The sequence below is a fragment of the Bifidobacterium stellenboschense genome, assembly GCF_000741785.1.
GTDB lineage: Bacteria > Actinomycetota > Actinomycetes > Actinomycetales > Bifidobacteriaceae > Bifidobacterium > Bifidobacterium stellenboschense.
Map to the genome: position 1 here is coordinate 23,847 of NZ_JGZP01000005.1, position 25,785 is coordinate 49,631.

At 66.1% G+C, this 25,785-nt stretch carries 16 protein-coding genes and 2 pseudogenes; 15 read left to right on the forward strand and 3 right to left on the reverse strand.

Going from position 1 to position 25,785, the window contains the following annotated elements; genetic code table 11:
• Window positions 1-65: 65 nt before the first annotated feature.
• From BSTEL_RS02235 to BSTEL_RS02250, 5 genes and pseudogenes are all read left to right on the forward strand, one after another.
• Complete coding sequence (locus BSTEL_RS02235; RefSeq protein ID WP_162178970.1) at window positions 66-1,340, forward strand: FHA domain-containing protein; 1,275 nt, start codon at window positions 66-68, stop codon at window positions 1,338-1,340.
• A 226-nt stretch (window positions 1,341-1,566) separates the two neighbouring features.
• A pseudogene (locus BSTEL_RS02240) lies at window positions 1,567-1,821 on the forward strand (ATP-binding protein); the annotation flags it as partial.
• A gap of 762 nt (window positions 1,822-2,583) precedes the next feature.
• The gene (locus tag BSTEL_RS02245; protein ID WP_034526646.1) at window positions 2,584-4,305 is read left to right on the forward strand and encodes an FHA domain-containing protein; all 1,722 of its coding nucleotides are present in this window, start codon (window positions 2,584-2,586) and stop codon (window positions 4,303-4,305) included.
• A gap of 670 nt (window positions 4,306-4,975) precedes the next feature.
• Window positions 4,976-5,044 (forward strand): annotated as a pseudogene (locus BSTEL_RS12975) (zinc-ribbon domain-containing protein); the annotation flags it as partial.
• Between the two features lie 327 nt (window positions 5,045-5,371).
• The gene (locus BSTEL_RS02250; protein ID WP_238567605.1) at window positions 5,372-6,916 is read left to right on the forward strand and encodes a zinc ribbon domain-containing protein; all 1,545 of its coding nucleotides are present in this window, start codon (window positions 5,372-5,374) and stop codon (window positions 6,914-6,916) included.
• Window positions 6,917-7,111: 195 nt separating this feature from the next.
• On the opposite strand, the gene BSTEL_RS02255 is transcribed toward BSTEL_RS02250, so the two are convergent.
• Window positions 7,112-8,404: a hypothetical protein gene (locus BSTEL_RS02255; RefSeq protein ID WP_034526648.1), complete on the reverse strand. Its 1,293-nt coding sequence runs from the start codon at window positions 8,402-8,404 to the stop codon at window positions 7,112-7,114.
• 350 nt (window positions 8,405-8,754) lie between these two features.
• Between BSTEL_RS02255 and BSTEL_RS02260 the strand changes: the two genes are divergently transcribed.
• The 9 genes from BSTEL_RS02260 (at window position 8,755) to galK (ending at window position 21,120) form a co-directional block, all read left to right on the forward strand.
• Window positions 8,755-9,801 (forward strand): 3-isopropylmalate dehydrogenase, encoded by a 1,047-nt coding sequence (locus tag BSTEL_RS02260; protein WP_034526650.1) that lies wholly within the window; start codon window positions 8,755-8,757, stop codon window positions 9,799-9,801.
• A 55-nt stretch (window positions 9,802-9,856) separates the two neighbouring features.
• Window positions 9,857-11,137 carry a lipoate--protein ligase family protein gene (locus BSTEL_RS02265; RefSeq protein ID WP_084686058.1) on the forward strand — a complete coding sequence of 427 codons (1,281 nt, stop codon included), beginning with the start codon at window positions 9,857-9,859 and terminating at the stop codon, window positions 11,135-11,137.
• A 198-nt stretch (window positions 11,138-11,335) separates the two neighbouring features.
• Window positions 11,336-12,031, forward strand: a complete 696-nt coding sequence (locus BSTEL_RS02270; protein WP_034526722.1) for a Crp/Fnr family transcriptional regulator — start codon at window positions 11,336-11,338, stop codon at window positions 12,029-12,031.
• A 189-nt stretch (window positions 12,032-12,220) separates the two neighbouring features.
• Window positions 12,221-14,485 carry a transglycosylase domain-containing protein gene (locus tag BSTEL_RS02275; protein ID WP_051922779.1) on the forward strand — a complete coding sequence of 755 codons (2,265 nt, stop codon included), beginning with the start codon at window positions 12,221-12,223 and terminating at the stop codon, window positions 14,483-14,485.
• A gap of 150 nt (window positions 14,486-14,635) precedes the next feature.
• Window positions 14,636-15,979, forward strand: coding sequence for an NADH:flavin oxidoreductase/NADH oxidase (locus BSTEL_RS02280; protein WP_084686059.1), 1,344 nt, complete (start codon window positions 14,636-14,638; stop codon window positions 15,977-15,979).
• A 119-nt stretch (window positions 15,980-16,098) separates the two neighbouring features.
• Complete coding sequence (locus tag BSTEL_RS02285) at window positions 16,099-17,250, forward strand: quinone-dependent dihydroorotate dehydrogenase (RefSeq protein WP_034526654.1); 1,152 nt, start codon at window positions 16,099-16,101, stop codon at window positions 17,248-17,250.
• A gap of 498 nt (window positions 17,251-17,748) precedes the next feature.
• Complete coding sequence (locus BSTEL_RS02290; protein WP_034526657.1) at window positions 17,749-18,558, forward strand: DeoR/GlpR family DNA-binding transcription regulator; 810 nt, start codon at window positions 17,749-17,751, stop codon at window positions 18,556-18,558.
• A gap of 2 nt (window positions 18,559-18,560) precedes the next feature.
• Window positions 18,561-19,811, forward strand: a complete 1,251-nt coding sequence (gene galT, locus BSTEL_RS02295) for a galactose-1-phosphate uridylyltransferase (protein ID WP_034526660.1) — start codon at window positions 18,561-18,563, stop codon at window positions 19,809-19,811.
• A 58-nt stretch (window positions 19,812-19,869) separates the two neighbouring features.
• Window positions 19,870-21,120 carry a galactokinase gene (gene galK / locus BSTEL_RS02300; protein ID WP_034526663.1) on the forward strand — a complete coding sequence of 417 codons (1,251 nt, stop codon included), beginning with the start codon at window positions 19,870-19,872 and terminating at the stop codon, window positions 21,118-21,120.
• A 323-nt stretch (window positions 21,121-21,443) separates the two neighbouring features.
• Here the strand turns inward: galK and BSTEL_RS02305 are convergent, their stop codons facing one another.
• Together BSTEL_RS02305 and ettA are read right to left on the reverse strand one after the other, a co-directional pair.
• Window positions 21,444-22,346 carry an acyl-CoA thioesterase gene (locus BSTEL_RS02305; protein ID WP_034526665.1) on the reverse strand — a complete coding sequence of 301 codons (903 nt, stop codon included), beginning with the start codon at window positions 22,344-22,346 and terminating at the stop codon, window positions 21,444-21,446.
• 600 nt (window positions 22,347-22,946) lie between these two features.
• Complete coding sequence (gene ettA, locus BSTEL_RS02310; protein WP_034526667.1) at window positions 22,947-24,626, reverse strand: energy-dependent translational throttle protein EttA; 1,680 nt, start codon at window positions 24,624-24,626, stop codon at window positions 22,947-22,949.
• A gap of 291 nt (window positions 24,627-24,917) precedes the next feature.
• On the opposite strand from ettA, the gene BSTEL_RS02315 reads away from it, so the two are divergent.
• The gene (locus BSTEL_RS02315) at window positions 24,918-25,766 is read left to right on the forward strand and encodes an HAD family hydrolase (protein WP_051922780.1); all 849 of its coding nucleotides are present in this window, start codon (window positions 24,918-24,920) and stop codon (window positions 25,764-25,766) included.
• The last annotated feature ends 19 nt before the right edge of the window (window positions 25,767-25,785 follow it).

Sequence of the window (25,785 nt, forward strand, 5' to 3'; positions counted from 1 at the left end):
GCGCCGAACCGGGTACGATGGAATCGTTCATCACGGTGGACGGCGGGAATCGGAGCGGAGAGGCCATGAGAAAGCGGACGACCAAGGATCGCAGAACGGGGGCGCGCACGCTGGTCATCCGTCTGACCAGAAGCGAGACGCTGAACTATGCGATGGCCGAATGGCTGCGCGCCTCCACGGTTCCCTGCCTGCTGCCGTTCAAGTACGAAAGCACCGACAAGGCCGTGCTCTTCTACTACGACATCACCGGGTGCGTGACGCTCAAATCGTATTTCCGCACCGAACTCGTACCCGACCAGTACGGCAGGATGCTGTACTCGCTGGCCGACGTGACGGACGCATGCACCGCACAAGGCATCCCCGTCGGCTGCGTGCAATGGAAACCGAAGATGGTCTACGTGTCATGCGACACCGGGCAGGTGCAGTACGTGATCGTCCCCGCGACGGGATTGCCCGTGCTGTCGGACGGGCCGGGCACGTTGCTGTCCGAAATGGGACGGGCGAAGAACATCCGATTCCTGTCCGCCGAGGATCGACGTCTCCAGGAAAGTGTCTTCGACTATCGTCAACGCAACACCGTGTTCTCCGCGGTGGAATACCGTTCGTTCCTCGACATGCTGTTCCCCGTGCTCGCCGCCATGGCGGGAGCCGAAGCGACGATCACCGAACACACCAGCACCGTGGCGCGATCCATCAACATGCAGCGTGGCGCGGTGCTCGACCCGGTGGCGCTGCTCGCGGGAACCGCGTCCGTCGAAGACGTGAACCGCGGCAGAAGCGTCGGCCAACTGGTCATGGACAACGTGAGCGGCGCCTCGGCGTTCGTTCCCGTAGCGCCGCCGGCATCTGCGCCGCCGGCAGCCGTCTCCCCGTGGACGGCGCGCCCGTCCGCGGCACCGCCACTGCCCACACGCAACACGCAGTCGGCGGCAGGTGCGCCGCCGATGCGTGGTCCGGTCCCTGTGCCGGCGTCCGTGCCGATGCCCGTCGCGCCGCCGCCTCCCGCACGGTATGCGACGTCACCGTCATCCGCGGGATTCGAAGTGACGAGAATCCGCGACGGGCAGATGCTGACCGCCTCCGGAACGCTCGCGGGACGCGCGACCATCGGACGTTCGCGCGAAGCCGATCTGTGCGTGGAAGGCAACGGGCGAGTGAGCCGCATCCACGCCACCATCACGGCCATGGGCGATGGACGGTTCGCCGTCACCGACCACAATTCCGTCAACGGCACCTACGTGCGCGGCCACCTGCTGCCGCACGGCGGCACCGATTACCTGTCCGACGGGGAGACGTTCGCGCTCGCCGGCGACGAGTTCGTCATCCGCGCGTTGCGATGACGTGTGCGTTGTGCTGATGGTTGTGCCGCCGCTGTGCGCGGCGTTGCCGTATGCGGCGATGGTGTGCGATGGTGCAAAATGGTGTGACTTGGTACGCAATCGTGGTATATGGTACGCAATCGTGGTATATGGTGTGCGTCAGGTTCCATTGGTTCGTGTTGTTCAAGGTGCGGGCCGCCTGTGACGTGTGCATGTCCGGCTAGGGCGGAAGGACAGGACCATCGTGATGAATCCGTTCAAACCGACGGCCGGGAAAATGCCGCCGGTGCTCATCGGGCGTCAGTCGACGATCGATGATTTCTCGGAGGCGTTGGAGAACGGCGTGGGCGCGCCGGGTCGCATCATGCTGGTGACGGGCCAGCGCGGATTCGGCAAGACCGTCATGCTCACCGAATTCCGTCGCATCGCCAAGGCGCGGCATTGGGAGACCATCGGCGAGACCGCGTCCGAAGGATTGGTGGCTCGACTGGTGCGGGCACTCGCGCCGCATCCAATCCGCTGACGTTGCGCAACGTGCTCAACAAGCGACTTGCCAGTCGGAAGATCGGCAAGGGCCGCGGCGGCCGCTCCGCCGGCAGCGGCGCCGGCCCGCGCCCAGCCGGAATCGCCGCCGAGATCCAGCTCGCGTTTGACCGGCGTCTTCTCCCGCGTGTCCCAGAACACCTGCGACCCATCCTCAAGACGCCCCACCAACACATACCGAATGAACAACATCGATCTCATCCTTCCATCGCATGAGTGACAGGACGACCGGACCGCGTCATCCGGACATAGGTCAACAGCATACTCGCGTGCGGGGCGTCGATTTGACTGTATGCGGGGCTTGCACTGAACTGGAATCATCGCCGATGGGGGCGGATGTGCTCCACTCAACCGTTGATGGATTGGAGTGTGGAGCGGTGCCGTGCCATGCGGAGCTTGTGTGGTGCGATTCCGCTCCACACGATACGCGATGGTTGCGGTTCGGCGTGTGTGTGGCGCGGAAACCCATCCACACGACGGGCGAGATCGCCGACTCGGCGTTTGTGTGGAGCATTCCCGCTCCACACGGTTCCCGGTGGGGCATGGTGTGGCGCACGGGCGCACGCCTCCGCTTGCTTCTTGGCATTTTGTGCGCATGTGTTTTGCATTGCTGCGGTGCCATGTGCCGTACATCCGCGCGGCATCGCGCGTTGCCGCTCGTCACGTGTGCGTGATGCGGAAGAAACCTGAAAACATGCTGGGATGGGCGTAGTCTGGAGCCATGAAGGTCAGGATCGTGAAAAATCGGCAGGCCGGTTCGCAGACGTTGACGGTGACGGCCACGCGCGGGGAGGAACTCGACTATGCGCACGCCCAATGGCTGGGCATGGGCCGGATGGCGATGCTCGCCTTCCGCTACGAGGCCAACGACCGTGAAACACTCTGCTACTACGACGTGACCGGTTCGGTCCCGCTCGCCGACGTGGCGCGTTCCGGCATGAACGACACCATATACATGGGCGCGTTGCTGTCCGCCGCCGCGGTATTGGGGGAGTGCGAATCGCAGGGCATCGCCGTCGTATGCGTCCTGTGGGAGCCGAAACACGTGTTCGTCGGTCCCGACGGCGGCGTGCGGTTCGCGCTCGTCCCCCTGTTCGGCGCGGACGCCGGACGCAAGAACACCATCCACGCCCTGCTCACGTTCCTCGCCGACTCCCGCCGCGTGCGGCTGCAATCCCCGAACGGCATCGGACTGCAACAGGCATTGGGCGGATTCCTCGCGCAGAACCCCACCGTCTCCGCCGCCCTGCTCAACGGATTCCTCACCTCGATGGGACTGATCGCACCCGCGCATGGCGCCGCACAGCCGTCGTTCACCCAGGCGTCCTCGCCCACGCAGGCCGCCTCGCCGACCGTCGCCGGCGGCACACGCCCCGCGGTCGATAACGATCCGTTCGGGGCGACCGTCGTCGGCGACGCCACCGCGCCATCCCGATTCTCCTCGCGGCCCACATTCGGCGGTTCGGGGACCTCCGCACAATCACCGTTGCAGCAACTGCGCGGCGTCGCCGACATGACCGGCGGCACGGGCTCCGGGTTCACAGGTTCCGGGTTCTCGTACACCGGCACCGGCTCGTACACCGGTGCCACCGGTCCGACCGAATCGTTCGGTCCCCGTCCCACGCCGCAACCGGTCGTCTCCGACGAAACCGTCGCATCCACGCTGCCGCGCCACGGCGGCGAAACGCAAGCCGACGAGACCGTCGCCTCGGTGCTGCCGCGCCACACGGCCGCACCCGATGCGGCGCAGAATGTCGCGGCACAGCCGGCATCGCCCACGGCGGCACCCGCCGGAAGCCAAGCACGGCCCGCGTCGGGCGAATCCACTGGCAGACCCGTCAAGCCGGTTCAGCCGGCCATGCCGGCCGCAACGCGTCCGACGAATCCGGCCATGCCGACGCAACCCGCACCGCAATCCACGCCGATGCCCAAGACCGCGCCGACCATGCCGGCGAAATCGCCCGAACCGCAACCGGAACGCCGTCCCGCACGCGACTTCTCCGCCATGCTCAACGGCGACAAACCGCGTCCCACACCCGCATACAAGCCGGTCATCCGCACCAACCCGGCTGCCACGCCCCGCACCGACGGTGACGACAGCGAAGGCGAAACCAGCCTGTTCGGCGCGACCGAACACGACGGCTTCGAAGTGACGCGACTGCGCGACGGGCGCACCCTCACCGCGACCGGTGCGATCGCGCGCAAAGCCACTATCGGACGCTCCAAGACCGCCGACCTGCACATGGGCGGCAATACGAACGTGAGCCGCGTCCATGCCACCATCGAAGTGATGGACGACGGCCGGTTCGCCATCACCGACAACGATTCCGCGAACGGCACCTCCGTGCGCGGCCGTGAAATGGCATCCGGCGGCACCGAATACCTGTCCAGCGGCGAGGATTTCGCGCTCGCCGACGACACGTTCATCATCCGCGCGCTGTAGATTCGGAAGATTGGTGTGAGGTGCGGGCAGCCGGGCATCCCCGAGGCTCGTGTCGGTCATTCGCCGGCCGACGGCTCATGCCCGTTTGTGCATGGTTCTGAGTTGTTTGTGTATGGTTCGGGGGCGAACGTGCATGAATTCGGGGCGTACCTGTGGGGTATGGTCGTGAAGAACCGCTGAAACCAGGGGAGAGCGGCTGTGGAATTTGGCGGAATTCCGGGCTTTTGATGAGGCCATCCACCGGGCGCGGGAGCGTCCTTCACGGGCATGCCGTACAGGTTCGTGCGTATGGGCTACACATTGCTCGTGAAATCCTGCACAATGGTATCCGAACCATACACAACACCGCCTGAACCATACACAACACCGCTCAAACCATGCACCATGGTCTTTCGATGGTTTCTCGTTCGCTTCGCCCACCCCGGTTGCCTTCGCCGACGCCTCCGCCGGCGGGGCGCAGTGCCCTTCGCCCATTACCATTGCCTAGTCTCAGCGGATGGTTGACACATGTCTCCCATCAAGTACGGCGGAGTGAAGTGAGACATCATGTGCATTGGCCGATTGGCGAAGGCGAAGCTTGGGGCTTGCCGGTGAGGAAGCCGGTGATTCCCTCCGCGGGCGCATACAATGAGAGAGAAGACAAGGTGGTCCGAGCGGAAGGAACGGGACGATGGGACGATGCGCGCAATGCGGGAGCATGATTCCCGACGGTACGATGTTCTGTATGCGATGCGGTGCGCCGGTGGCTGCCCCGGGAACGAGCGGCGGCGCGGTGCCGCCCGTCGCGGGGAGCGTGGGAGCAGGGGTGCCGCAGCCCGGTATCCCGCAGCCGTCGGTGCCGCAACCGGTTGTTCCGCAACCTGCCGTCCCACAGCCGGTGCGGTCGGAATGGCCGAATCCTCCACAGCCGGGTGTATCGCGCCCTGCCATACCGCAGCCGGGCATGTCTCAGTCTTCCGCCCCGCAACCCCCGCCTGTGCCGGGCGGTGCCGGAGCGAATGCGACGGGGGCGTCGGGCACCCCCGATGGCGGCGGGAAGAAGCCGAAGCGGCGCGTACTCGTCATCGTGATCGCAGTGGTCGTGGTGCTGATTGCGGCGGCGGTCGGCGGATTCCTCTACTGGAAGCACACACAGAATACTGCACAGCAGGCGTCACCCGAGCAGTCGGAAACGCAACCGAAGAAGGATAGCGGCGCGGCGACGCCGAAGAAGAAGACCGAGACCAAACCGACCAAGCCGAAGGTCAGCGAGGTCTCGATGACCGACTTCCGGTGCGGTTCCGACGGCACCCGCGACAAATGGGATTGGAGCGGCGGCGCGCTGGTATCCGCGATGGTGAGCTGCGCCGACGACGGCTACGCCACCGACGGGGAGACCTCGTCGAACGGCAGTCAGTCCGGTGACGAGGGCGAATACTCGTTCGGACTGTGGACGCCCGCGTTGGAGAAATCCAAGGTGATCCACGTCTCCATGCTGAAATCCGGCGAGAAGGAGGAGGCCGCACCGACCGTCGCCGCCACCTACGGCGACGATCCGGCCGTGTTCGTGATCTACGCGGTCAAGACGAAGGCCGTCGGCACCACGCCCGAGACCGTGCACCTGTACGCGCACGAGGTGAACGTCGAGAAGGGCACGCTCGGCAAGCGCATCGATCTGAAGACCGAGGAGGATAATCTCATCGACCGCGATCAGGACTACCGGTATGCGGTGATCGGGCAGTCCGATACGCGTGTCGCGGTGCAGAAGACGTGGCGCACGACGGAGAAGTTCACGGTGAACGATGGCGAGAGCAGCCGGGACATCGACCACGCGCAGATCATGGCGCTGACCCGCGGCAAGAGCGAGGCCACGACCCTGCAGACCTTCCAGGACAAGGGCGAGGTCGTCAGCGACAGCGGTGGATACCAGTCGATCGACATGACCGAGTTCGAGGTGGACGGCATCGGCGTGTACGACACGTACGCGGTCGCGGAGCAGGGGCCGAAATCCAAGACGTATCACCTGTATGCGATCGACGGCGACAAGAAGCTCGTCGACGTGCCGGATACGTATTGCGGCAGCGAGTACGGGTGCGGCGTCGACCGGATCCGCCGCGTCGGCGACGACCACTGGCTGTTCGACGACTGGATGGTGGACGCGACCGGCGCCGCGACATCGGTGGCGTCGATCGTCGGCGTGGACGAGGACGTCGATCTGCATCTGGACCAGTTCGCGGACGGCACCGTGTACGTGCAGCAGAACTACGATCAGGGCGGCAATAACGCCAAACGCGTGTTCCTCGTCGACGGCGACCTCAAGGCCAGCGAAGTGCTCGACAAGGACCGGTGGAACCGTCTGCTGCTCAGCGACGGCGGGTTCCAAGGCATCAACTATCTGACCGGCGAGATCTACGTGAAGACCACGGATGAGCAGATCACCGTGAACCGGAAGGGGAAGGCCGTCGGATCGTATGACGAGCTGCCGTATGCTGCGGATGATGATGCGCCCGACCACACGCACATGACGTGGATGCTGTTCCGACAGTCCGGCGACAACGGTGACGTCTATACGGTGACGCTCGGCCAGGAGCCGGGGCAGTCCGCGCCGGATGATGCGGAGGACGCCGGATGATGCGGGACGCGGCCGGAGAATAAGGAATGGGGCGCATCCGGTTGGATGCGCCCCATTCCTTTTGTGGATTGACCACCCCCAGTCGGCTTCGCCGACAGCCCCCGACGTTATGTGCGACGTGCGCGGTGCGCACTGCTATGGGACAGTCCACAGGACTGTCCCATCCAGCGGGGGCATCAGGGCCGCAGCGGACGGCTACATCTTGTCGTTGAAGCCGTCTTGGAGAAGATCGGTCAGATCGTTGAGCTCCTCGGACGGGTTGGCTTCCTTCTCAAGATCGGTCAGTCCGTCGTTGAGGTCGGAGGAGGCGTTGTACGGGCTCTCCAGCGCGTACAACTGATCCGTCAGGTCGCTGAACTGCTGGTATTTGCCGTTATCGGAGAAGATGGAGTCGGTGCTGCCGAGCGCCTCCATCTGCTTCATGATGTCGCCCAGCTTGGTCAGGTAGTCCTTCATCGTGGTGGCGTATTCGGCGATCGGCTTGATCTTCGAATCGCCGAGGTCACCGAGCGCCGAGGTGCAGCCCTTGATGTAGTTGTTGTATTCGCTGTAGTAGTCGTCGTCGGAGTAGGACGCGGTCGGGGTGGCGTCGCACGCCTTGGTGACGGCGCTCATCGCGACGGCCGTGTCGGCCATGTTGGTCGAGAACGTGACGAACTTCTGCGCCTTCTTCTCGTACTTGTCGTACGCCTCCTTGACCTTGTCGTCGTGCTTGTACACCTTGAGGTCGGTGAACTCCTTGTTCGCCTGCTCGTAGTCCTTGATGTACTGCTTGATCTTCGAGGCGTCGGCCTTGTCGAACGTGGACTTGTTGTCGTACGTGGTGGACATGGCCTTCGACATCTTCGAATTGACGTTGCTGTACTTCGTGTACATCTTGGTGGTCTGGGTCTGGCCGTCGAGATAATCGTCGGCCTTGAGCGAGCCCGGCTTGACGACGACGAACACGACGACGAGCACGATGACCAGCACCGCGGCGATCGCGCCGGCGATGATGCCGATCAGCGCGCCCTTCGACAGGCCCTTCTTCTTCGGTGCGGGCGCGCCGGGGAACGCGGGAGCTCCGGGCGCCCCCGGAACCGGACCGCCCGGATAGGCCGGGGCGGGGCCGGCGGGATACGCGGGGGCTGCCCCGTCGGGCGCGGGCGCACCGGGGTATGCGGGTGCCGGGGCTCCCGGAACAGGGCCGCCCTGATAGGCGGGGGCCGCTGGCTGGAACTCCGGGGCGGGCGCTCCATACTGCGGCGCCTGCGGGGTCGGCTGCTGGGAGAGGTCGGGGCCTGCCGATTGTCCGGCGGATGCCGGGGATTGTCCGGCTCCCGGCGCCTGCCACGGCGCGGGCATGGCCTGCGTGGGCTGCTGATCGTATGGTTGTGGCTGTCCGTACGGCTGGCCGTAGGCTGGGGTGTCCGATGCCTGTGGCTGGTCGAAGGGGACCTGTCCGTTGTCCGTTGGGCTTGAGCCGCCGTTGGCGTTGGGGTCGCTCATATGCGTTCCTTTCATTCTCCTCCTACGCGCCATCGGACGATGATGGCGTTCCAACCGCTGGGAGGTTGGTTCCAGCCTATCACCGGCATCGGGGCCTTCCAAGGATTGACATGGTTGCGTTATGCGTCAATTTCGGATGAAGTTGTCTAGTATCGCACTGATGTGGTTTACGCGTCACGTGACCGTCATCCGCCCGCAACCATGCCGTTGCCGTGGCGTCATATTCCCGCCTTGCGCCCGCCCATCCGCATTATGCTCCATCCCGTTCCGTCCTCTTCCTGTCCGGAATCGTGTCCATTTGATGAACGGCCGCCGTGGGTGCCGCGCGGCCACGAGTAACGTCTCGTGCCATGAGCGAAAACACCGCAACGAAGAAGTACACGATCGCCGTGATCCCCGGCGATGGCATCGGCAAGGAAGTGACCCCGTGGGCGCAGAAGGCGCTTGAGAAGGCGGCCGAAGGCGTGGCCGAATTCGAATACGAGCCCTTCGATCTGGGCGCCGAGCGCTACCTCAGGGACGGCTCCATCCTGCCCGAGGACGAGGAGGAGCGCATCAAGAAGACCGACGCGATTCTGCTCGGCGCCGTCGGCGACCCGCGCATCAAGGCCGGCATCTTGGAGCGTGGCCTGCTGCTGAAGCTCCGCTTCGATCTGGACCAGTACGTGAACCTGCGCCCGTCCAAGCTGTACAAGGGCGTCACCTCGCCGCTCGCGAACCCCGGCGATATCGACTTCGTCGTCGTGCGCGAAGGCACCGAGGGCCTGTACTGCGGCGCCGGCGGAGCGGTCCGCCGCAACACCCCGAACGAGGTCGCCACCGAGGTGTCCATCAACACCGCGTACGGCGTGGAGCGCGTCGTGCGCTACGCGTTCAAGCTCGCCATGAAGCGCCGCAAGCACATCACGCTCGTCCACAAGAAGAACGTGCTCGTCAACGCGGGCGACATGTGGCAGCGCATCGTCGACAAGGTCGGCGAGGAGTACCCGGAGGTCACGCACGACTACTCGCACATCGACGCGGCCACGATCTTCCTCGTGTCCGACCCGTCGAAGTTCGACGTGATCCTCACCGACAACCTCTTCGGCGACATCCTCACCGACGAGGCCGGCGCCGTCGTGGGCGGCGTGGGCTACTCCGCCTCCGGCTGCATCAACGCCTCCGACGAATACCCGTCCATGTTCGAGCCGATCCACGGCTCCGCTCCGGACATCGCCGGCCAGAACAAGGCCAACCCGACCGCCGCGATCCTCTCCGCCGCCATGCTGCTCGAACATCTCGGCTTCGACGAGGCCGCGCAGAAGATCCACAAGGCCGTCGAGGCGGACATCGAGGAGCTCGGCTCCACCGTCCGCACCACCGATCAGGTCGGCAAGGACATCCTCGCCCGCATGTGACGCGTTCCGAAAGGCCCTCGGCGTCCAGTCGAGGGCCTTTTGCTATGGTGGCGGCATGGATATGGAGCACATGGTGCGCGGGGAATGCAAGACGCCGGGCGGCAAACTCGTCGCCGTGACCGTGGAGCCGGGGGATGCGCCGACGGGAGCGTCGGCCTTCGCCACGGCGGGCGGCGCGGTGGCGTCACGCGTGCGCGTCGACGGCGACTTCTTCGTCGACGCCGACTCCGACGAACACGCCGACGCCCTCTTACGCGACATCGAACGCGCCCTCGCCGCCATCGCCGCGGATTCCGCCACGGCCGATGCCGACTCGCAGGATTCCACGACGGGAACCGACGCGGGGCCGATTCGCGGATGCGGTTCGGGCGATGATTCCACAACGGTCGAGACCACGATCTGCGAGGCGATCGCACGTCACCCGCACGCCTGTCTCGTCGGCACCGACGCCACCGCCATCGCCATCGCCTACACCCGTGCCCTCACCCGGCCCCCGTCATCCGTTGCGTCCGCCGCGTCCTCCCTCACCTCGCCCCCGCTGGCGGGGGCTCCCGCGCAGCGGGTGGGGGTGGTCCCATCCGTCACGACACCCGCCGCACCCTCCACCCCCGACTTCGCCTCCCGCTGGGCCTCCCTCTGGCCGCGGCTCGCCATCGTCCACGACCGGCCGCGCACCCCGGACGAGCAGATGGCGATCGACGAGCGATGGGCGCGCGAGGTCGCGGCCGGCACACGCCCGCCGACCCTGCGCATCTGGGAGTGGAGCGCGCCGTGCGTGGTCGTCGGCAGGTTCCAATCCATCCCCGACGAGGTCCACGAGAGCGTTGCGCGCGCCGAGGGTATCACCGTGGTGCGTCGGTGCACGGGCGGCGGCGCGATGTTCATCGAACCCGGCAACACGATCACCTACTCCTTATATACTCCGCTCGATTTCGTCGCCGGCATCGACGTCGCATCATCGTATCGTCTGTGCGACCGCTGGCTCGTCGAGGCGCTGCGTGGGCTGGGACTCGACGTGCGGTTCGCCGGTCTCAACGACATCGCGTCGCAATACGGCAAGATCGGCGGCGCGGCGCAACGCCGCTTCCCCGCGCCGCACGCGCGCGGGGGAGCGGTCGCGCCCGGCGCGGTCCTGCACCACGTGACGATGGCGTACGACATCGACGCGGTGAAGATGACGCGCGTGCTGAACGTGAGCGGCGAGAAGACGAGCGACAAGGCGGTCAAGTCGGCGGTGAAGCGCGTCGACCCGCTCCGCAGCCAGACCGGCATGACGCGCGCCGAGGTCGTCGCGCACCTGCTCGCGTACTGCCGCGCGCAGGCGTCCCGCGCGTGACGGCGGCGCCGCACGCGGGACGCGCATGCGCGACCGCCGCCCGCGCGCATGTGAACGCTTACGGTACGTTCACGGCGGCTCCGGCGGGCGTGCGGTACAATGTTGCGGACGATGGTCGAGGATGTCCGCGGACCGACGGTGGAATACGGCGACGTGACGATGGGATGGTGATGTGAGTTGGCGGAAAAGCCGAACGCGATGCCCGAAGAGGAGAACGTGCTCCTGCACACCGCGCTGTTCAAGCAGGTGTCGCCGGAGCAGGCGGAGGAGCTGATCCCCCATCTCAATCAGGCCGTGTACGACAAGGGCGAGGCCATCTTCGAGCAGGGCGGCACCGATCATCGCATGTACCTGCTGGAGCACGGGCGCGTCAAGCTCGTGCGCGAATCGAACGACCATCGCATCCAGCTGCTGTCCATCCACGCGCCGGGGGAGGTGCTCGGCGAGATTCCCGTGTTCGATCCGACCGGCGGCCCGCGCACCGCGTCCGCGCTGGCGATGAACCACGGCACGCGCGTCGTCTGGCTGGAACATGACGCGCTGTTCCACTGGCTCGACCAGCATCCGCGCGTCGCCATCGACATGCTGCAGGTGATGGCCGGGCGCATGCGCTCCAACAACGAGCACATCTCCGACCTTGTGTTCATGGACGTGCCCGCACGTCTCGCCAAGACCCTGATCAACCTCGCATCCCGCTTCGGCGAGCCGGTCGAGGAAGGGCTCAAGGTGCCGCATGACCTCACGCAGGAGGAGATGGCGCAGCTCGTCGGCTCCAGCCGCGAGACCGTGAACAAGGCGCTGATGGACTTCGCGAACCGCGGGTGGATCGCGCGCGAGGGGCGGTCGATCATCATCTACCAGCCGGGCATGCTCATTCGCAGGTCCCGCCGCTGAGGGGCGTGGGCGGCGACCACCCCCAGTCGGCTTCGCCGACAGCCCCCGCCGGCGGGGGCGGGTATGGGGCACCCCGGCGGAGGCGGGGCGTTCACCGTGTTTGCGGGAGACGTTCAGGGAGTGCGGTTCTTGTGAACGATTGCACACACTCCGGCACGGAAACGGCTCCGGTAGACCCACCCACTTAGAATGGGGCGCATGCCGAAAAAGAAGTCCCTTACCGTTCGACGTGTGCTCACTTTGCTGTTGGCCTATATCATGCTGTGCGTCGGCGGTGGCGTGGTGGTGGCCACGCTGGTTTCCCCCGCCGTGTTCGCCGCGAACTCGGTGGCCAAGGCCGTGGTGCCGTCGCTGAAGGTCGAGGGCGTCGATTTCGACGTGACCTCGCTGCCGCAGAAGTCCGTCATGTACGCCTCCGACGGCACGACGAAGATCGCCGAGTTCTACGCCGACAACCGTACCGTCGTGCCGCTCAAGAACATCTCGAAGGTCATGCAGCAGGCCGTGGTCGCGCGTGAGGACCGTCGATTCTTCAAGCATCACGGCGTCGACGTGCAGGGCGTCATGCGCGCCTTCTTCCAGACGTTCGTGAAGAAGGGCGATACGCAGGGCGGTTCGACCCTCACCCAGCAGTACGTGAAGAACGTGCTCGCCATGCAGGCCCGCGAGGACGACGACCCGATCGCCGAATACCACGCCTCCGAGCAGACCGTCGCGCGCAAGGTGCGCGAGATGCTCATCGCCGTGCAGATGGAGAAGCAGTACTCGAAGCTCGAGATCCTGCAGGGCTATCTCAACATCGCCCAGTTCGGCAACCACAACCTCTACGGCGTGGAGAGCGCCGCGAAGCGCTACTTCAACGTGTCCGCCAAGGATCTGAACGTCGTGCAGGCCGCGACCATCGCCGCCATCACGAAGAACCCCGCCAAGTACGATCCGACCAGCGAGGAGAACATCAAGGAGTCCCAGAAGCAGCGCAACATCGTGCTCGACCTGATGCTGCAGGAGGGGTACATCACCCAGAAGCAGCATGACGAGGCCGCCAAGACGCCGCTCAAGGACACGCTCAACGTGCAGTCCATCGAATCCGGATGCCAGGTGGCCGGCGACGCCGCGTTCTTCTGCGACTACGTGACCCGCCAGATCCTCAAGAACCAGGAGTTCGGCAAGACCGAGGAGGAGCGCAACAAGCTGCTCAAGGAGGGCGGCCTGTCGATCGTCACCACGATGGACGTGAACGCGAACAACATCGCGATGCAGACGGCGCGCGACACCGTCCCACCGAACGATCCGACCGGCTTCGAGATCGCGATCGCCTCGATCCGCCCCGGCACCGGCGAGGTGCTCGGCTTCGGCATCAACCGTACCTACGACGCCACCGATCTGGCGAAGACCGATTCGACCCGAACGGCCGTCAACTACGCGGTCGACGAGCAGGACGGCGGCGGTTGGGGCTTCCAGCCGGGCTCCACATGGAAGCCGATCAACCTGATCGCGTGGATGCAGAAGGGCAAGTCCATCAACCAGTACCTGCGCACCTCCACCGCGTACAACACGGCGAGCTTCAGCTGCAACGGCTACGCGTTCGCCGGCACGTGGAACGTCCAGAACTCCGGCGGCGGCACCTCGAACGAAAGCCCGCTGCAGGGCCTCGTGCTCTCGCACAACACCACGCAGGCCTCGATGACCCAGCAGATCGGCCTGTGCGCGATCGCGGACGCCGCCAAGCAGGTCGGCTACCACAACTCGATCCAGGGCCATGAGGACGTCTACGACTCCAACTCCTTCCAGCCGCCGATGGTGATCGGCACCGTGCAGGCCTCGCCGCTCACCATGGCGAACGTGTACGCGACCATCGCCGCCAAGGGCGTGGAATGCACCCCGATCGCCATCACCAAGATGACCGACCGTTCCGGCAAGAACTACAAGGTGCCGTCCGCGAACTGCCATCAGGCCATCGACCCGGAGATCGCGGAGACCACCGCCTACGCGATCAACCAGGGCGTCGTCCGCTCCGGCGGCAACGCCGTGGACGCGCAGCTGAGCGGCGGCCGCAAGACCTTCGCGAAGACCGGTACGAACGAGGACACCTACATGCTCACCGGCGGCTTCATCCCGCAGGTGGCGACGTTCGTGGCCGTCGGCAACGCGGAATCGCCGCAGTCGTTCAACTACAAGACGATCAACGGCGTGTACCGCCCGACCTGGTACGGCATGTACATCGCCGAGCCGGCGTGGAAGCAGTTCATGCAGACCTACGTCGACACGGCCGGCATCCCGATCGACAACAGCTACGGCAACCCGAGCGCGAAGTACACGGGCGGAAGCACCACCACGTACAGCGGCACGGGTTCGGGCACGACCGGCACGACCACCCAGCAGGGAACCGCCGGCACGACCACGCAGCAAGGCACGACCGGAACCACGACCCAGCAGGGCACGACCGGCCAGTGAGCAGGTAGCCCGGCCGTCTTCCGAGGGCCGGACGCCCGACGGTCGAACGCCCACCGCATCCCACATGCGGTGGGCGTTCGGCATACTTGCGGCTTCGACGTTAGAATGGCTAGGGACAGTCATCGCCAATCATCGAAGGGGGACAACATCATGGCGGAAGACACCACGGCATACGGCGGCGCAATCGGGGCGACGGCGAACGTCGAAGGGCCGAGCGGATTCGATTTCCGCGGGCTCGACGTGACGAACACCGTCGAGGCCTCGGATACGGGCAAGCCGGCCGGCAAGTCCGGCAAAGGCACGAAGGGCGGCAAGGGCAAGGCCGCGAAATCGGCGAAGGCCGCGGCGAAGGCGGGCAAGTCCGGCAAGCCGTCCAAGGGTGCGGCGGGGGAGAACCCCGCCAAGGACGCCGGTCCGCTGCTGTTCCGTCCGATCACCCTGCGCGGTCTCACCATCCGCAACCGCATCTGGCTGCCGCCGATGGACACGTATTCCGCGTTCGCGCAGGACGGCCGTCCGACGCCGTTCCACTACCAGCATTACGTGTCGCGCGCGATGGGCGGCTTCGGTCTGATCATCGCCGAAGCGACCGCTGTAGCGCCGGAGGGGCGCATCTCGCCGAACGACGTGGGCCTGTGGGCCGACTGGCAGATCGACTCGTGGAAGTGGATCGTCGAAGGCATCAAGGCGACCGGCGCCGCCGCAGCCATCCAGCTCAACCATGCGGGCCGCAAGGGCTCGACCGGATCGTTCACCGTCGGCTACGAGCGTGAGACCGTTCCCGGGGAGGCCGGCGGTTGGCCGGTCGTCGCGCCGAGCGCCATCCCGTTCGGCGGCTACGCGACGCCGCGCGCGCTCTCCGTCGACGAGATCCACGGACTGGTCGGCGCGTTCGCCGCCGCCGCGGGCCGCGCCGTCGCCGCCGGATTCCAGGCGATCGAGATCCATGCCGCGCACGGCTACCTCATCTCCCAGTTCCTCGACCCGCTGGGCAACGAGCGCGACGACGAATACGGCGGCGGCTTCGAAGGCCGCACGCGCTTCCTGCTCGAAGTCGCCGACGCGATCCGCGGCGTCATCCCGGACGACATGCCGCTGCTCGTGCGCGTCTCCGCCACCGACTGGGCGGCGGGCGGATGGGACCTCGACCAGACGGTCGCGCTCGCGCAGCTGCTCAAGGCGCACGGCGTCGACCTGGTCGACGTGTCCACCGGCGGCATCATCGCCGGCGTGACGGTTCCGGTCAAGCCCGACTATCAGGTGCCGTTCTCCGCGCAGGTGCGCAAGCGCGCCGAAGTGCCGGTCACCGCGGTCGGCCTCATCACGAAGCCGAAGCAGGCGGAGAAGGTGCTCGCCAAGGGTAAGGCCGACGCGGTCGAGATTGGCCGCGCCGCGCTGCGCGACCCGTACTGGCCGCTGCGCGCCGCCGACAAGCTCGGCGTGCCCGTCACCGAAGCCCCCTACCAGCCCCAGTACGTGCGCGGCGCCTACTGATTTCCCCGTTGGCCCCCTCTGATGAGGGGGCTGTCGGTGGAACCGACTGGGGGAGAGGCAGGCCGGGTAATCCGCTTGACCGCATGACAGTTCGCGCAAACAGTGCCACAATGGGAACCATGAGTTACGTTTCGGATAGCTTCTGGCATGACGCGGTCAACAAGGCGACCTGCGATCTGTTCACCTTCGGCTACAAGCACGTCATCAAACCCAATTTCGTCTTCAACGTGCCGCCGGACGAGGCGCACGACCGCATGATCGCGTTCTGCCGCGTGGTCAAGCACATCCCGCCGCTGCTGTGGGCGGAACGCACGATGCTCGACTACACCGATCCGATTCTCGAGACCACGGTGATGGGCGTCGACTTCGCGAACCCGTTCGGCCTGTCCGCCGGACTCGACAAGAACTGCGACATGCCGGTCCTGCTCGACAACGCCGGCTTCGGATTCGAGACGGTCGGCTCCACCACGGCGCGCCCGTGCCCCGGCAATCCGAAGCCGTGGTTCCACCGTCTGCCCGAATACGATTCGATGATGGTGCACGTGGGCCTCGCGAACATCGGCTCCGACAAGGTCATCGACCGCGCGGAGAAGGCGTGGACGCACGCGCACGACATGCAGATGTCCGTCTCGATCGCCCGCACCAACGACGACAAGTGCGGCGACCTCGACGAGGGCATCGAGGACTACTGCATCTCGATGCGCCGCGCCGCCGGACGCACCGCGATGGTTGAAGTGAACGTGTCCTGCCCGAACACGCATGTGGGCGAGCCGTTCACCGCCTCGCCCGAGGCGCTCGACAAGCTGTTCGACGCGCTCGACAGGATCGACCGCCCGCAGCCGACGCTCGTCAAGATGCCGCTCAACAAGCCGTGGGAGGAGTTCCGCGACCTGCTCGACGTGCTCGCCGAACACAACGTGCAGGGCGTCTCGCTTGCCAACCTCAACAAGGACCGCACCGGCCTCGCCATCCCGCACGAGTGGGAGGGCGGACTGTCCGGCGGCCCGTGTACGGACGCCAGCGAGGCGCTGGTCGCGAAGGTACGCCGCGAATACGGCGACCGGTTCGCGATCGCCGGCATCGGCGGCGTGTTCACGCCCGAACAGGCGTATGCGAGGATTCGCGCCGGCGCCGATCTGGTCATGTTCATCTCGTCGCTCATGTACCGCGGCCCCCAGCAGATCACGGTATTGAAGCGCGGCCTCGCCGAGCTGCTGCGCCGCGACGGGTTCTCCTCCGTCTCCGAAGCCGTCGGCGTCGATGCCGAGTGAGCTTGTGTTTCCCGCCCCCGCTGGCTTCCTGCCGGCGGGGGCTTTGTCGTCCGGGGTGTGTGGGTTGGGCTTCCCACTTGTTCTTGCCCCCGCTGGCGGGGGCTTGTAGGTAGATGGTTCGACTAATACGCATTCAATAGCGTTCTTGCCCCCGCTGGCGGAGCTGTCGTCCGGGGTGTGTGGGTTGGGCTTCCACTTGTTTCCGCCCCCGCTGGCGGGGGCTGTCGGCTTTGCCGACTGGGGGTGGTCGTGGCGATGGCCGTGCGGTGGTCACGGCGGTGATGTCGGGGAACCACCCTCAGTCCCGCTTCCGCGGGACAGTTCCCGCCAGCGGGAGCGGAGTGGGGCGTCGTCCGGTGGTTTCCCTCCTGCTGGCGGGAGCGGAAGGGAATCACCTATGTTGTTTTTTGTTCGCTAACGTTTGCAAAACTACAAAAAGAGTACGCGAAACGCACAACTCGGTTTGAACTATGGGTGATTGTGTGCGATAATGTTCATATGATATCGTCACAACGTCAACACCTGATACTGAGCAGGCTTCGCACCCGAGGCGCCGTGCGCATCACGGCCCTCAGCAAGGAACTCGGCGTTTCCGCGATGACCATCCGCCGCGATATCGCCGAACTCGCCGACAAGGGGCTCCTCAAGCGGGTCCACGGCGGCGCCGTCACCACCTCCACGCTGCTAAGCGAGCCGCTGTTCTCTGTAAAGTCGCAGATGGACATCGGTCTGAAGGACGCGATCGCGCAGGAGGCCGTCAAATACGTGGCCCCCGGCGACGTGATCGCCATCGGCGGCGGCACCACCGCCTACGTCTTCGCCCAGCATCTGCTGGAAAGCCAGCAGGCCGCGGGCATCACCATCCTCACCAACTCGATCCCTGTCGCCGAACTCGTGCAGGCGCTCGAATCGAAGGACGTGGAGGTGATCGTCACCGGAGGCGTCATCACCCGATCGAACTCGCTCGTCGGCCCCATCGCCGACAAGGTCGTCGCCTCGCTGCGCGTCAACACCGTCTTCCTCGGCACGCACTCCGTGTCGATCCCCCGCGGCTTCCTCATGCCCAACTCGCTGGAGGCCGCCACCGATATGGCGATGATGGACATCGCCGATCGCACCATCATCTTGACCGACCACACCAAGTGGAGCTGCACATCGCTGTCGCTGTTCGCGCGGTTCGACCAGGTGGACACGGTCATCACCGACGACGGTCTCGACCCCGATACCGCCGCCAAAACGAAGGAACTGGTCAAGGAGCTCGTGCTGGCCGAACAGACCGAGCCCGTACAGGAAAGTGAGCAGGAATAACCATGACCGAATTCACAGCCTACGAGCCGGGTGCGTATGCGAAGGAGCACATCCGCATCACGCCGACGACGCTCGCCGACGGACGTGACTTCTTCTACCTCGACGACGATCCGGAATACGTCTCCGGCGTGAAGACCCGCGAGCTCAAGGACCCGCGCCATCTCGCCTACCGGTTCGCCAACCAGCTGAACGCCGCCGGCGAGGAGGTGCCGTACGCGGCCCCCGAGATGCGCCGCGACCCGCTGACCGGCGACTGGATCCCGATGGCCACCGCGCGCATGAACCGCCCGATCACCGCCGGCCCCGGCGCCACCGCCAAGGGCAACCCGCTGGCCGCCCGCAAGCCCGGCGACCCGTACCAGGACGGTGAGGTGCCGGACACCGACTACAACGTCGTCGTGTTCGAGAACCGCTTCCCGTCAATGGTGCGCGTGCCCGGCCGCTCCGAGGACGTCACCTACGTGGACGGCAACCCGCTGTGGGAGAAGAAGATGGCCGCGGGCCGCTGCGAGGTCATCTGCTTCGATCCGAACGAGCACGGCCTGCCCGCCGACCTGCCGGTGAGCCGCCTGCGCACCGTCGTCGAGGCGTGGGCGTTCCGCACCGCCGAAATCTCGAAGATGGACGGCATCGAGCAGATCTTCCCGTTCGAGAACCACGGCGCCGAGATCGGCGTCTCCCTCGCCCACCCGCACGGCCAGGTCTACTGCTACCCGTTCATCGCCCCGAAGATGGAGCAGGAGCTCAAGCACACCGAGGCCTACCACGAGAAGACCGGCGGCAACCTGCTCAAGGATCTGATGAACGCCGAACTCGAAGCCAAGGAGCGCGTCATCATGCGCAACCACAGCTGGGTCGCCTACGTGCCGGCCGCCGCCCGCTGGCCGCTCGAGGTGCACGTGGCGCCGGTGCGCGACGTGCTCACCCTCGACCAGCTCGACGACCAGGAGCGCTGGGACCTCGCCTCCATGTACTCGCACCTGCTCAAGCGCGGCAACGCGTTCTTCGACAAGGGCGACGGCAAGGGCATGGACCTGCCGTACATCGCCGCCTGGCATCAGGCCCCGATCCACGATCCGCGCCGCGAGAACTACCGTCTCAACCTGCAGTTCTTCTCGTTCCGCCGCGCCGCCAACAAGATCAAGTACCTCGCCGGCTCCGAATCCGGCATGGCCGCCTGGATCTCCGACACGACCCCGGAGCTCATCGCGAAGCGCTTCCACGAGCTCGGCGACGTCGATATCGCCGACTGACGCCGACACCAACCGACTCCAACAAGGATGTTCCACAAACCAAGGAAGGAAAACACCAATGGCTGCTGTTGAATTCATCAAGCCGATCTCCCACGAGGACGGCGTCTCCGAGGCGACGAAACTGTTCGTCGACACCTACGGCTTCGCGCCGGAAGGCGTGTGGGCCGCTCCGGGGCGCGTCAACCTGATCGGCGAGCACACCGACTACAACGCGGGCCTGTGCCTGCCGATCGCGCTGCCGCAGCGCACGTTCATCGCGCTCAAGCCGCGCGAGGACACCAAGGTGCGCGTCGTCTCCTCCATCTCCCCGGACAAGGTCGCCGAGGCGGACCTCGACGGACTCAAGGCCCGCGGAGTGGACGGCTGGGCCGCCTACCCGGTGGGTGTCGCCTGGGCGCTGCGCGAGGCCGGCTTCTCCAAGGTGAAGGGCTTCGACGCCGCGTTCGTCTCCTGCGTGCCGCTCGGCTCCGGTCTGAGCTCCTCCGCCGCGATGACCTGCTCGACCGCGCTCGCCCTCGACGACGTGTACGGCCTCGGCTACGGCGATTCCGACGCCGGCCGCGTGACCCTCATCAACGCCGCCATCAAGTCCGAGAACGAGATGGCCGGCGCCTCCACCGGCGGCCTCGACCAGAACGCCTCGATGCGCTGCACGCCCGGCCACGCGCTGCTGCTCGACTGCCGCCCCGAGCTCACCCCGCTGGAGAACGTCTCCCAGCAGGAGTTCGACCTCGACAAGTACGGTCTCGAACTGCTCGTCGTCGACACGCAGGCGCCGCACCAGCTCAACGACGGCCAGTACGCCCAGCGCCGCGCCACCTGCGAGGAGGCCGCGAAGATCCTCGGCGTCGCCAACCTGCGCGTCACCGCCGACGGCATCGCCAAGGCCGACGACCAGTTCCAGGCCCTGAAGGAGACGCTCGACGCCCTGCCCGACGAGACGATGAAGAAGCGCGTGCGCCACGTCGTCACCGAGATCGAACGCGTGCGCTCCTTCGTGCGCGCCTTCGCCCAGGGCGACATCGAATCCGCCGGACGCCTGTTCAACGCGTCCCACGATTCGCTCGCCGCGGACTACGAGGTCACCGTCCCGGAGCTCGACATCGCCGTGGACGTGGCCCGTCACAACGGCGCCTACGGCGCCCGCATGACCGGCGGCGGCTTCGGCGGCTCCATCATCGCGCTCGTCGACAAGGGCCGCTCCCAGGAGGTCGCCCAGAAGATCGCCGACGAGTTCGACAAGCAGGGCTTCCACGCCCCGCGCGCCCTCGCCGCCTACGCCGCGGCGAGTGCCTCCCGCGAAGCGTGACCTTATGATTTCGCCCCCGCTGGCGGTTCGGTCGCGTACCGTACCGTGATGGGGCGGATTGCATATGATTTCGCCCCCGCTGGCGGAGGCCGTCATGTACAACATGACTGACAAATGGTTTCGCCCCCGCTGGCGGGGGCTGTCATGCGCAGCATGACTGGGGGTGGTCGCCCGTATCACGGAACCTGACCACCCCCAGTCGGCTATCGCCGACAGCCCCCGCCAGCGGGGGCGTTTTCATGTTGTGAATCCCCACTATCCGTGTTCGTCCTTCGACAGCCCCCGCCGGCGGGGGCGTTTGTTCGGCGATGCCCAGTCGTCTATCACCCGCGCGGGATGCGGATCATCGCCTCTTGGGCGATGGCGGCGACCAGCTCGCCGTCCTGCGAATACACCTTCGCCGTGCCGAGTCCGCGGCCGTGCGCGGCGGTCGGCGTGTCCTGCACGTACAGATGCCACTGGCAGACGTCCACGTCACGGTACCACCACATCGAATGGTCGATCGACGCGTAGGCGATGCCCGGCGTGGAGATCGACAGTCCGGCGCGACGCAGCACCGGCTCCATCATCACCTGATCGCAGCCGAGCGCCAGCATCGCGCGGTGCATGAGCTGCGGCACCTCGACATCGCCGTCGGCCTTCATCCACACCATCTGCCTGCCGGAGTCGGCTTCCGCGGACTCCTTGTCCGGTCCGAGCATGATCGTCGGTGTGATGTGGCGGATGTCGAACGGCGACTGTTGCGCGTAGTAGTTCGCGAACGGCGACTGTTGCGCGTACGGCGCCATCAGCTGCTTCGCGCTGGTGAGCGACTCCGGATCGGGCAGATCGGTGGGCATCGGGTCGGCGAACTCCACGCCCTCCTGCCCGGTCACTTGGAACGAGGCGATCGCGGTGAGAATCGGGCCTTCCGCCTGCGTGACGTTCACGCGTCGCGCCGAGAACGAACGGCCGTCGCGCAGCTTCTCCACGTCGAACAGCAGATCCTGGCGGATGTCGCCGGGCGCGATGAAATAGCCGTGGATCGAATGCGGCAGGCGGTTCGGCGAGACCGTCTTCGCCGCGGCCATCAGCGACTGCGCGATGACCTGTCCGCCGTACACGCGGCCGGTGGGGAAGTAGAGGCTTTCGCCGTTCACATACGTGTGGTTGCGGTAGTCGGAGGGCCTGCCCAGCTTGAGCACCTTCACCAGATGTTCCAGCGGTGTGATGGTCTCGTCGGTCATGCTCGTCTCCTCTGTTACGTGATGTTCGATTATGCGGGGCATCGCCACGCCACGGCCGATATTCTCTCACCGGAATCCCTTCGACGAGACCATCGGCCATGCGGCGTGGCGTGCAATTATCCGATGCCTTGACTGTAACGGCCGGGCGTTAAGTCGTTTCAGGGCGATTGTAACGAGCATGTGAGCCGTGTGAACGGCGGGTTATGCCCCGCATGATAAAGCCCCCTCGTCAGAGGGGGCCAAGTCATCAGGGGGCCAAGTCGTTTGCGTGCTCCCGCTGGCGGGAGCTGTCCCGCGGAGCGGGACTGAGGGTGGTCTCCCGCGTATGGACGCGACCACCCCCACCCGGCTTCGCCGGGAGCCCCCGCCGGCGGGGGCGAGGAAAGGGGCGGCGCACTACCTCGTCCCCGCCGGCGGGGCGGAAAGGACTGGCGCACTACTTTGCTCCCGCCGGCGGGAGCTGTACCGCGTGGCGGGACTGAGGGTGGTCTCCCGTATTGCGGAACCTGGCCACCCCCAGTCGGCTTCGCCGACAGCCCCCGCCGGCGGGGGCGCAGAAGGACCGGCACCCCGACCTCGCCCCGCCGGCGGGGGCGGGAATCAGACGCGCGTCAGTTTGCGGTGGAGGCGGTGCGGGCGGGCGGCGTCCTCGCCGAGACGGGCGACGCGGTTCTCCTGGTAGGCCTGGAAGTTGCCTTCGAACCAGTACCACTTGGCCGGGTTCTCGTCATCGCCCTCCCACGCGAGGATGTGCGTGGCGACGCGGTCGAGGAACCAACGGTCGTGGGAGATCACGACGGCGCAGCCCGGGAAGCCGAGCAGTGCGTTCTCGAGCGATTCCAGCGTCTCGACGTCGAGGTCGTTCGTGGGCTCGTCGAGGAGCAGCAGGTTGCCGCCCTGCTTCAGGGTCAGGGCCAGGTTGAGTCGGTTGCGCTCGCCGCCGGAGAGCACGCCCGTCAGCTTCTGCTGGTCGGAGCCCTTGAAGCCGAAGCTCGCCACGTAGGCGCGGGTCGGCACTTCGACGCCCGCCACCTCGATGAAGTCGAGGCCGCCGGAGACAGCCTCCCACAGGTTCTTGTTCGGGTCGAGGCCGGCGCGGTTCTGGTCGACGTAGCTGATCTTCACCGTGTCGCCGATCTTGAGCTCGCCGCTGGTCAGCGGCTCCAGGCCGACGATCGTCTTGAACAGCGTGGACTTGCCGACGCCGTTCGGGCCGATCACGCCGACGATGCCGTTGCGCGGCAGCGTGAAGGACAGGTCGTCGATGAGCACGCGGTCGCCGAACGCCTTGTGGATGTGCTTCGCTTCGAGCACCGTGGAGCCCAGACGCGGGCCGGCCGGGATCTGGATTTCGGAGAAGTCGAGCTTCTTGTTGTTGCGCGCCTCCTGCTCCATCTGGTCGTAACGCTCCAGACGGGCCTTGTTCTTGGCCTGACGGGCCTTCGGCGAGGAGCGCACCCAGTCGAGCTCGTTCTTCAGGCGCTTGGCGAGCTTCGCGTCCTTCGCGCCCTGGATCTCCATACGCTTCGCCTTGGTCTCCAGGTACGTGGAGTAGTTGCCCTTGTACGGGTACAGGTGGCCGCGGTCCACCTCGCAGATCCATTCGGCCACGTTGTCCATGAAGTAACGGTCGTGGGTGACGGCGATGACGGCGCCCTTGTACTGGTGCAGGAACTGCTCCAGCCACAGGATCGACTCGGCGTCGAGGTGGTTGGTGGGCTCGTCGAGCAGCAGCAGGTCGGGGGCTTCGAGCAGGAGCTTGCACAGGGCCACGCGGCGGCGCTCGCCGCCGGAGCACACGTTCACCGGCGTGTCCGGGTCCGGGCACTGCAGGGCGTCCATCGCCTGGTCGAGCTGCGAGTCGAGATCCCAGCCGTTCGCCGCGTCGATCTCGGTTTGGAGCTTGCCCATCTCCTCCATGAGGGCGTCGAAGTCGGCGTCCGGGTTCGCCATCTCCTCGCCGATCTTGTTGAAGCGGTCGACCTTCTGCGCGATGTCGCCGAACGCCATCTTGATGTTCTCGCCCACGGTCTTCGTGTCGTCCAGCGGCGGCTCCTGCTGCAGGATGCCGACCGTGAAGCCCGGGGTGAGCGTGGCCTCGCCGTTGGACACGGTTTCAAGGCCGGCCATGATCTTGAGCAGCGTGGACTTGCCCATGCCGTTCGGGCCCACCACGCCGATCTTCGCGCCCGGCAGGAAGCTCAGGGTCACGTCGTCGAGGATGACGCGGTCGCCGAACGCCTTGCGCGCCTTGATCATCTGATACACGAATTCTGCCATTGGTTGCAGCTTCTCCTTAAATACGGTCGAATTTCAGCCGTTTCCCTGGCTTGTGCATGCCGTCCGCCCCATGCGGCGCCGAGGTCGTATCCGTCCGCATAGCGGTCGTATCCATGCCAAACCACCGCCCACCATGCTATCGGAAGGGCTGGAATGTCGGCGTTCGCCACGGCCGGTCCGTGATGTTCCGCGATGCCCTGCGCTACAGTGGTACGGGCCGGAACGCGGACGCCCGCCCGGCGGGATGTCCGGGAGGCGGGCGAGGAACGAGGAGACGAAGGAGTGGCCAGCATGCCGCAGAAGCTACAGAACCTGCCGAATTTCAACGAGGACGCCGGACTGAAGGACGTCAAGGTCGTCGCCAGCGACATGGACTGCACGCTGCTCGCCGACGACGGCACGATGCCGCCGCGCATGGCCGAGCGCATCCTCGCGCTGGATGCCGCCGGACTCACGTTCTGCGCGGCGAGCGGACGGCCGAACTACACGCTGGCCGAGATGTTCCCCGGGCTCCAGGACCACATGGCGTTGATGTCCGACAACGGCGCGGCGATCTACTGCCGCGGCGAACTCGTCTACGAGAGCCTCATCCCCGTCGCCGAATACCGGCGGATGATCGACTTCACGCTCGCCGACGGCCGCGGATGTCCCACCGTCTGCGGCATCGAGGCGTGCTTCATCCGCTCGTGCGACAGGAAATACGACGACTATTTCCGCACGTTCTACAAGAAGATCGTGTACATGGACGACATCACGACGCTCGAGGCCGACGTGAACAAGTACACGGTGTTCTTCCCCGGCAACGATTCCGAGGAGGTGTACCGCGAGACCTACCGCGACGCATGGTCCGACCGCTACACGGTGACGAACGCCGGCAAGATGTGGATCGACATGATGAATCCCGGCGTCGACAAGGGCGCCGGCCTCGCCCGCCTGTGCGAGCATCTCGGCGTGCGTCTCGACGACGCCTGCGCGCTCGGCGACACGTACAACGACATCCAGATGCTCGAAGCCGCCGGACACGGCTACGTGGTGGCGAACGCCGAGGAGCACATGTGCGCCCACGCCGGCTGGATCGCCCCGAGCAACAACGACCGCGGCGTCGCCACCGTGATCGACGCCGTGCTCGCCGCCCGATGAACGCCACGAATCCGGCAAT

Coding starts and splice junctions, on each gene's coding strand:
- BSTEL_RS02235 (WP_162178970.1), top strand. CDS start 66: ATGAGAAAGCGGACGACCAAGGATCGCAGAACGGGGGCGCGCACGCTG.
- BSTEL_RS02245 (WP_034526646.1), top strand. CDS start 2,584: ATGAAGGTCAGGATCGTGAAAAATCGGCAGGCCGGTTCGCAGACGTTG.
- BSTEL_RS02255 (WP_034526648.1), bottom strand. CDS start 8,404: ATGAGCGACCCCAACGCCAACGGCGGCTCAAGCCCAACGGACAACGGA.
- BSTEL_RS02260 (WP_034526650.1), top strand. CDS start 8,755: ATGAGCGAAAACACCGCAACGAAGAAGTACACGATCGCCGTGATCCCC.
- BSTEL_RS02265 (WP_084686058.1), top strand. CDS start 9,857: ATGGATATGGAGCACATGGTGCGCGGGGAATGCAAGACGCCGGGCGGC.
- BSTEL_RS02270 (WP_034526722.1), top strand. CDS start 11,336: ATGCCCGAAGAGGAGAACGTGCTCCTGCACACCGCGCTGTTCAAGCAG.
- BSTEL_RS02275 (WP_051922779.1), top strand. CDS start 12,221: ATGGGGCGCATGCCGAAAAAGAAGTCCCTTACCGTTCGACGTGTGCTC.
- BSTEL_RS02280 (WP_084686059.1), top strand. CDS start 14,636: ATGGCGGAAGACACCACGGCATACGGCGGCGCAATCGGGGCGACGGCG.
- BSTEL_RS02285 (WP_034526654.1), top strand. CDS start 16,099: ATGAGTTACGTTTCGGATAGCTTCTGGCATGACGCGGTCAACAAGGCG.
- BSTEL_RS02290 (WP_034526657.1), top strand. CDS start 17,749: ATGATATCGTCACAACGTCAACACCTGATACTGAGCAGGCTTCGCACC.
- galT (WP_034526660.1), top strand. CDS start 18,561: ATGACCGAATTCACAGCCTACGAGCCGGGTGCGTATGCGAAGGAGCAC.
- galK (WP_034526663.1), top strand. CDS start 19,870: ATGGCTGCTGTTGAATTCATCAAGCCGATCTCCCACGAGGACGGCGTC.
- BSTEL_RS02305 (WP_034526665.1), bottom strand. CDS start 22,346: ATGACCGACGAGACCATCACACCGCTGGAACATCTGGTGAAGGTGCTC.
- ettA (WP_034526667.1), bottom strand. CDS start 24,626: ATGGCAGAATTCGTGTATCAGATGATCAAGGCGCGCAAGGCGTTCGGC.
- BSTEL_RS02315 (WP_051922780.1), top strand. CDS start 24,918: ATGCCGCAGAAGCTACAGAACCTGCCGAATTTCAACGAGGACGCCGGA.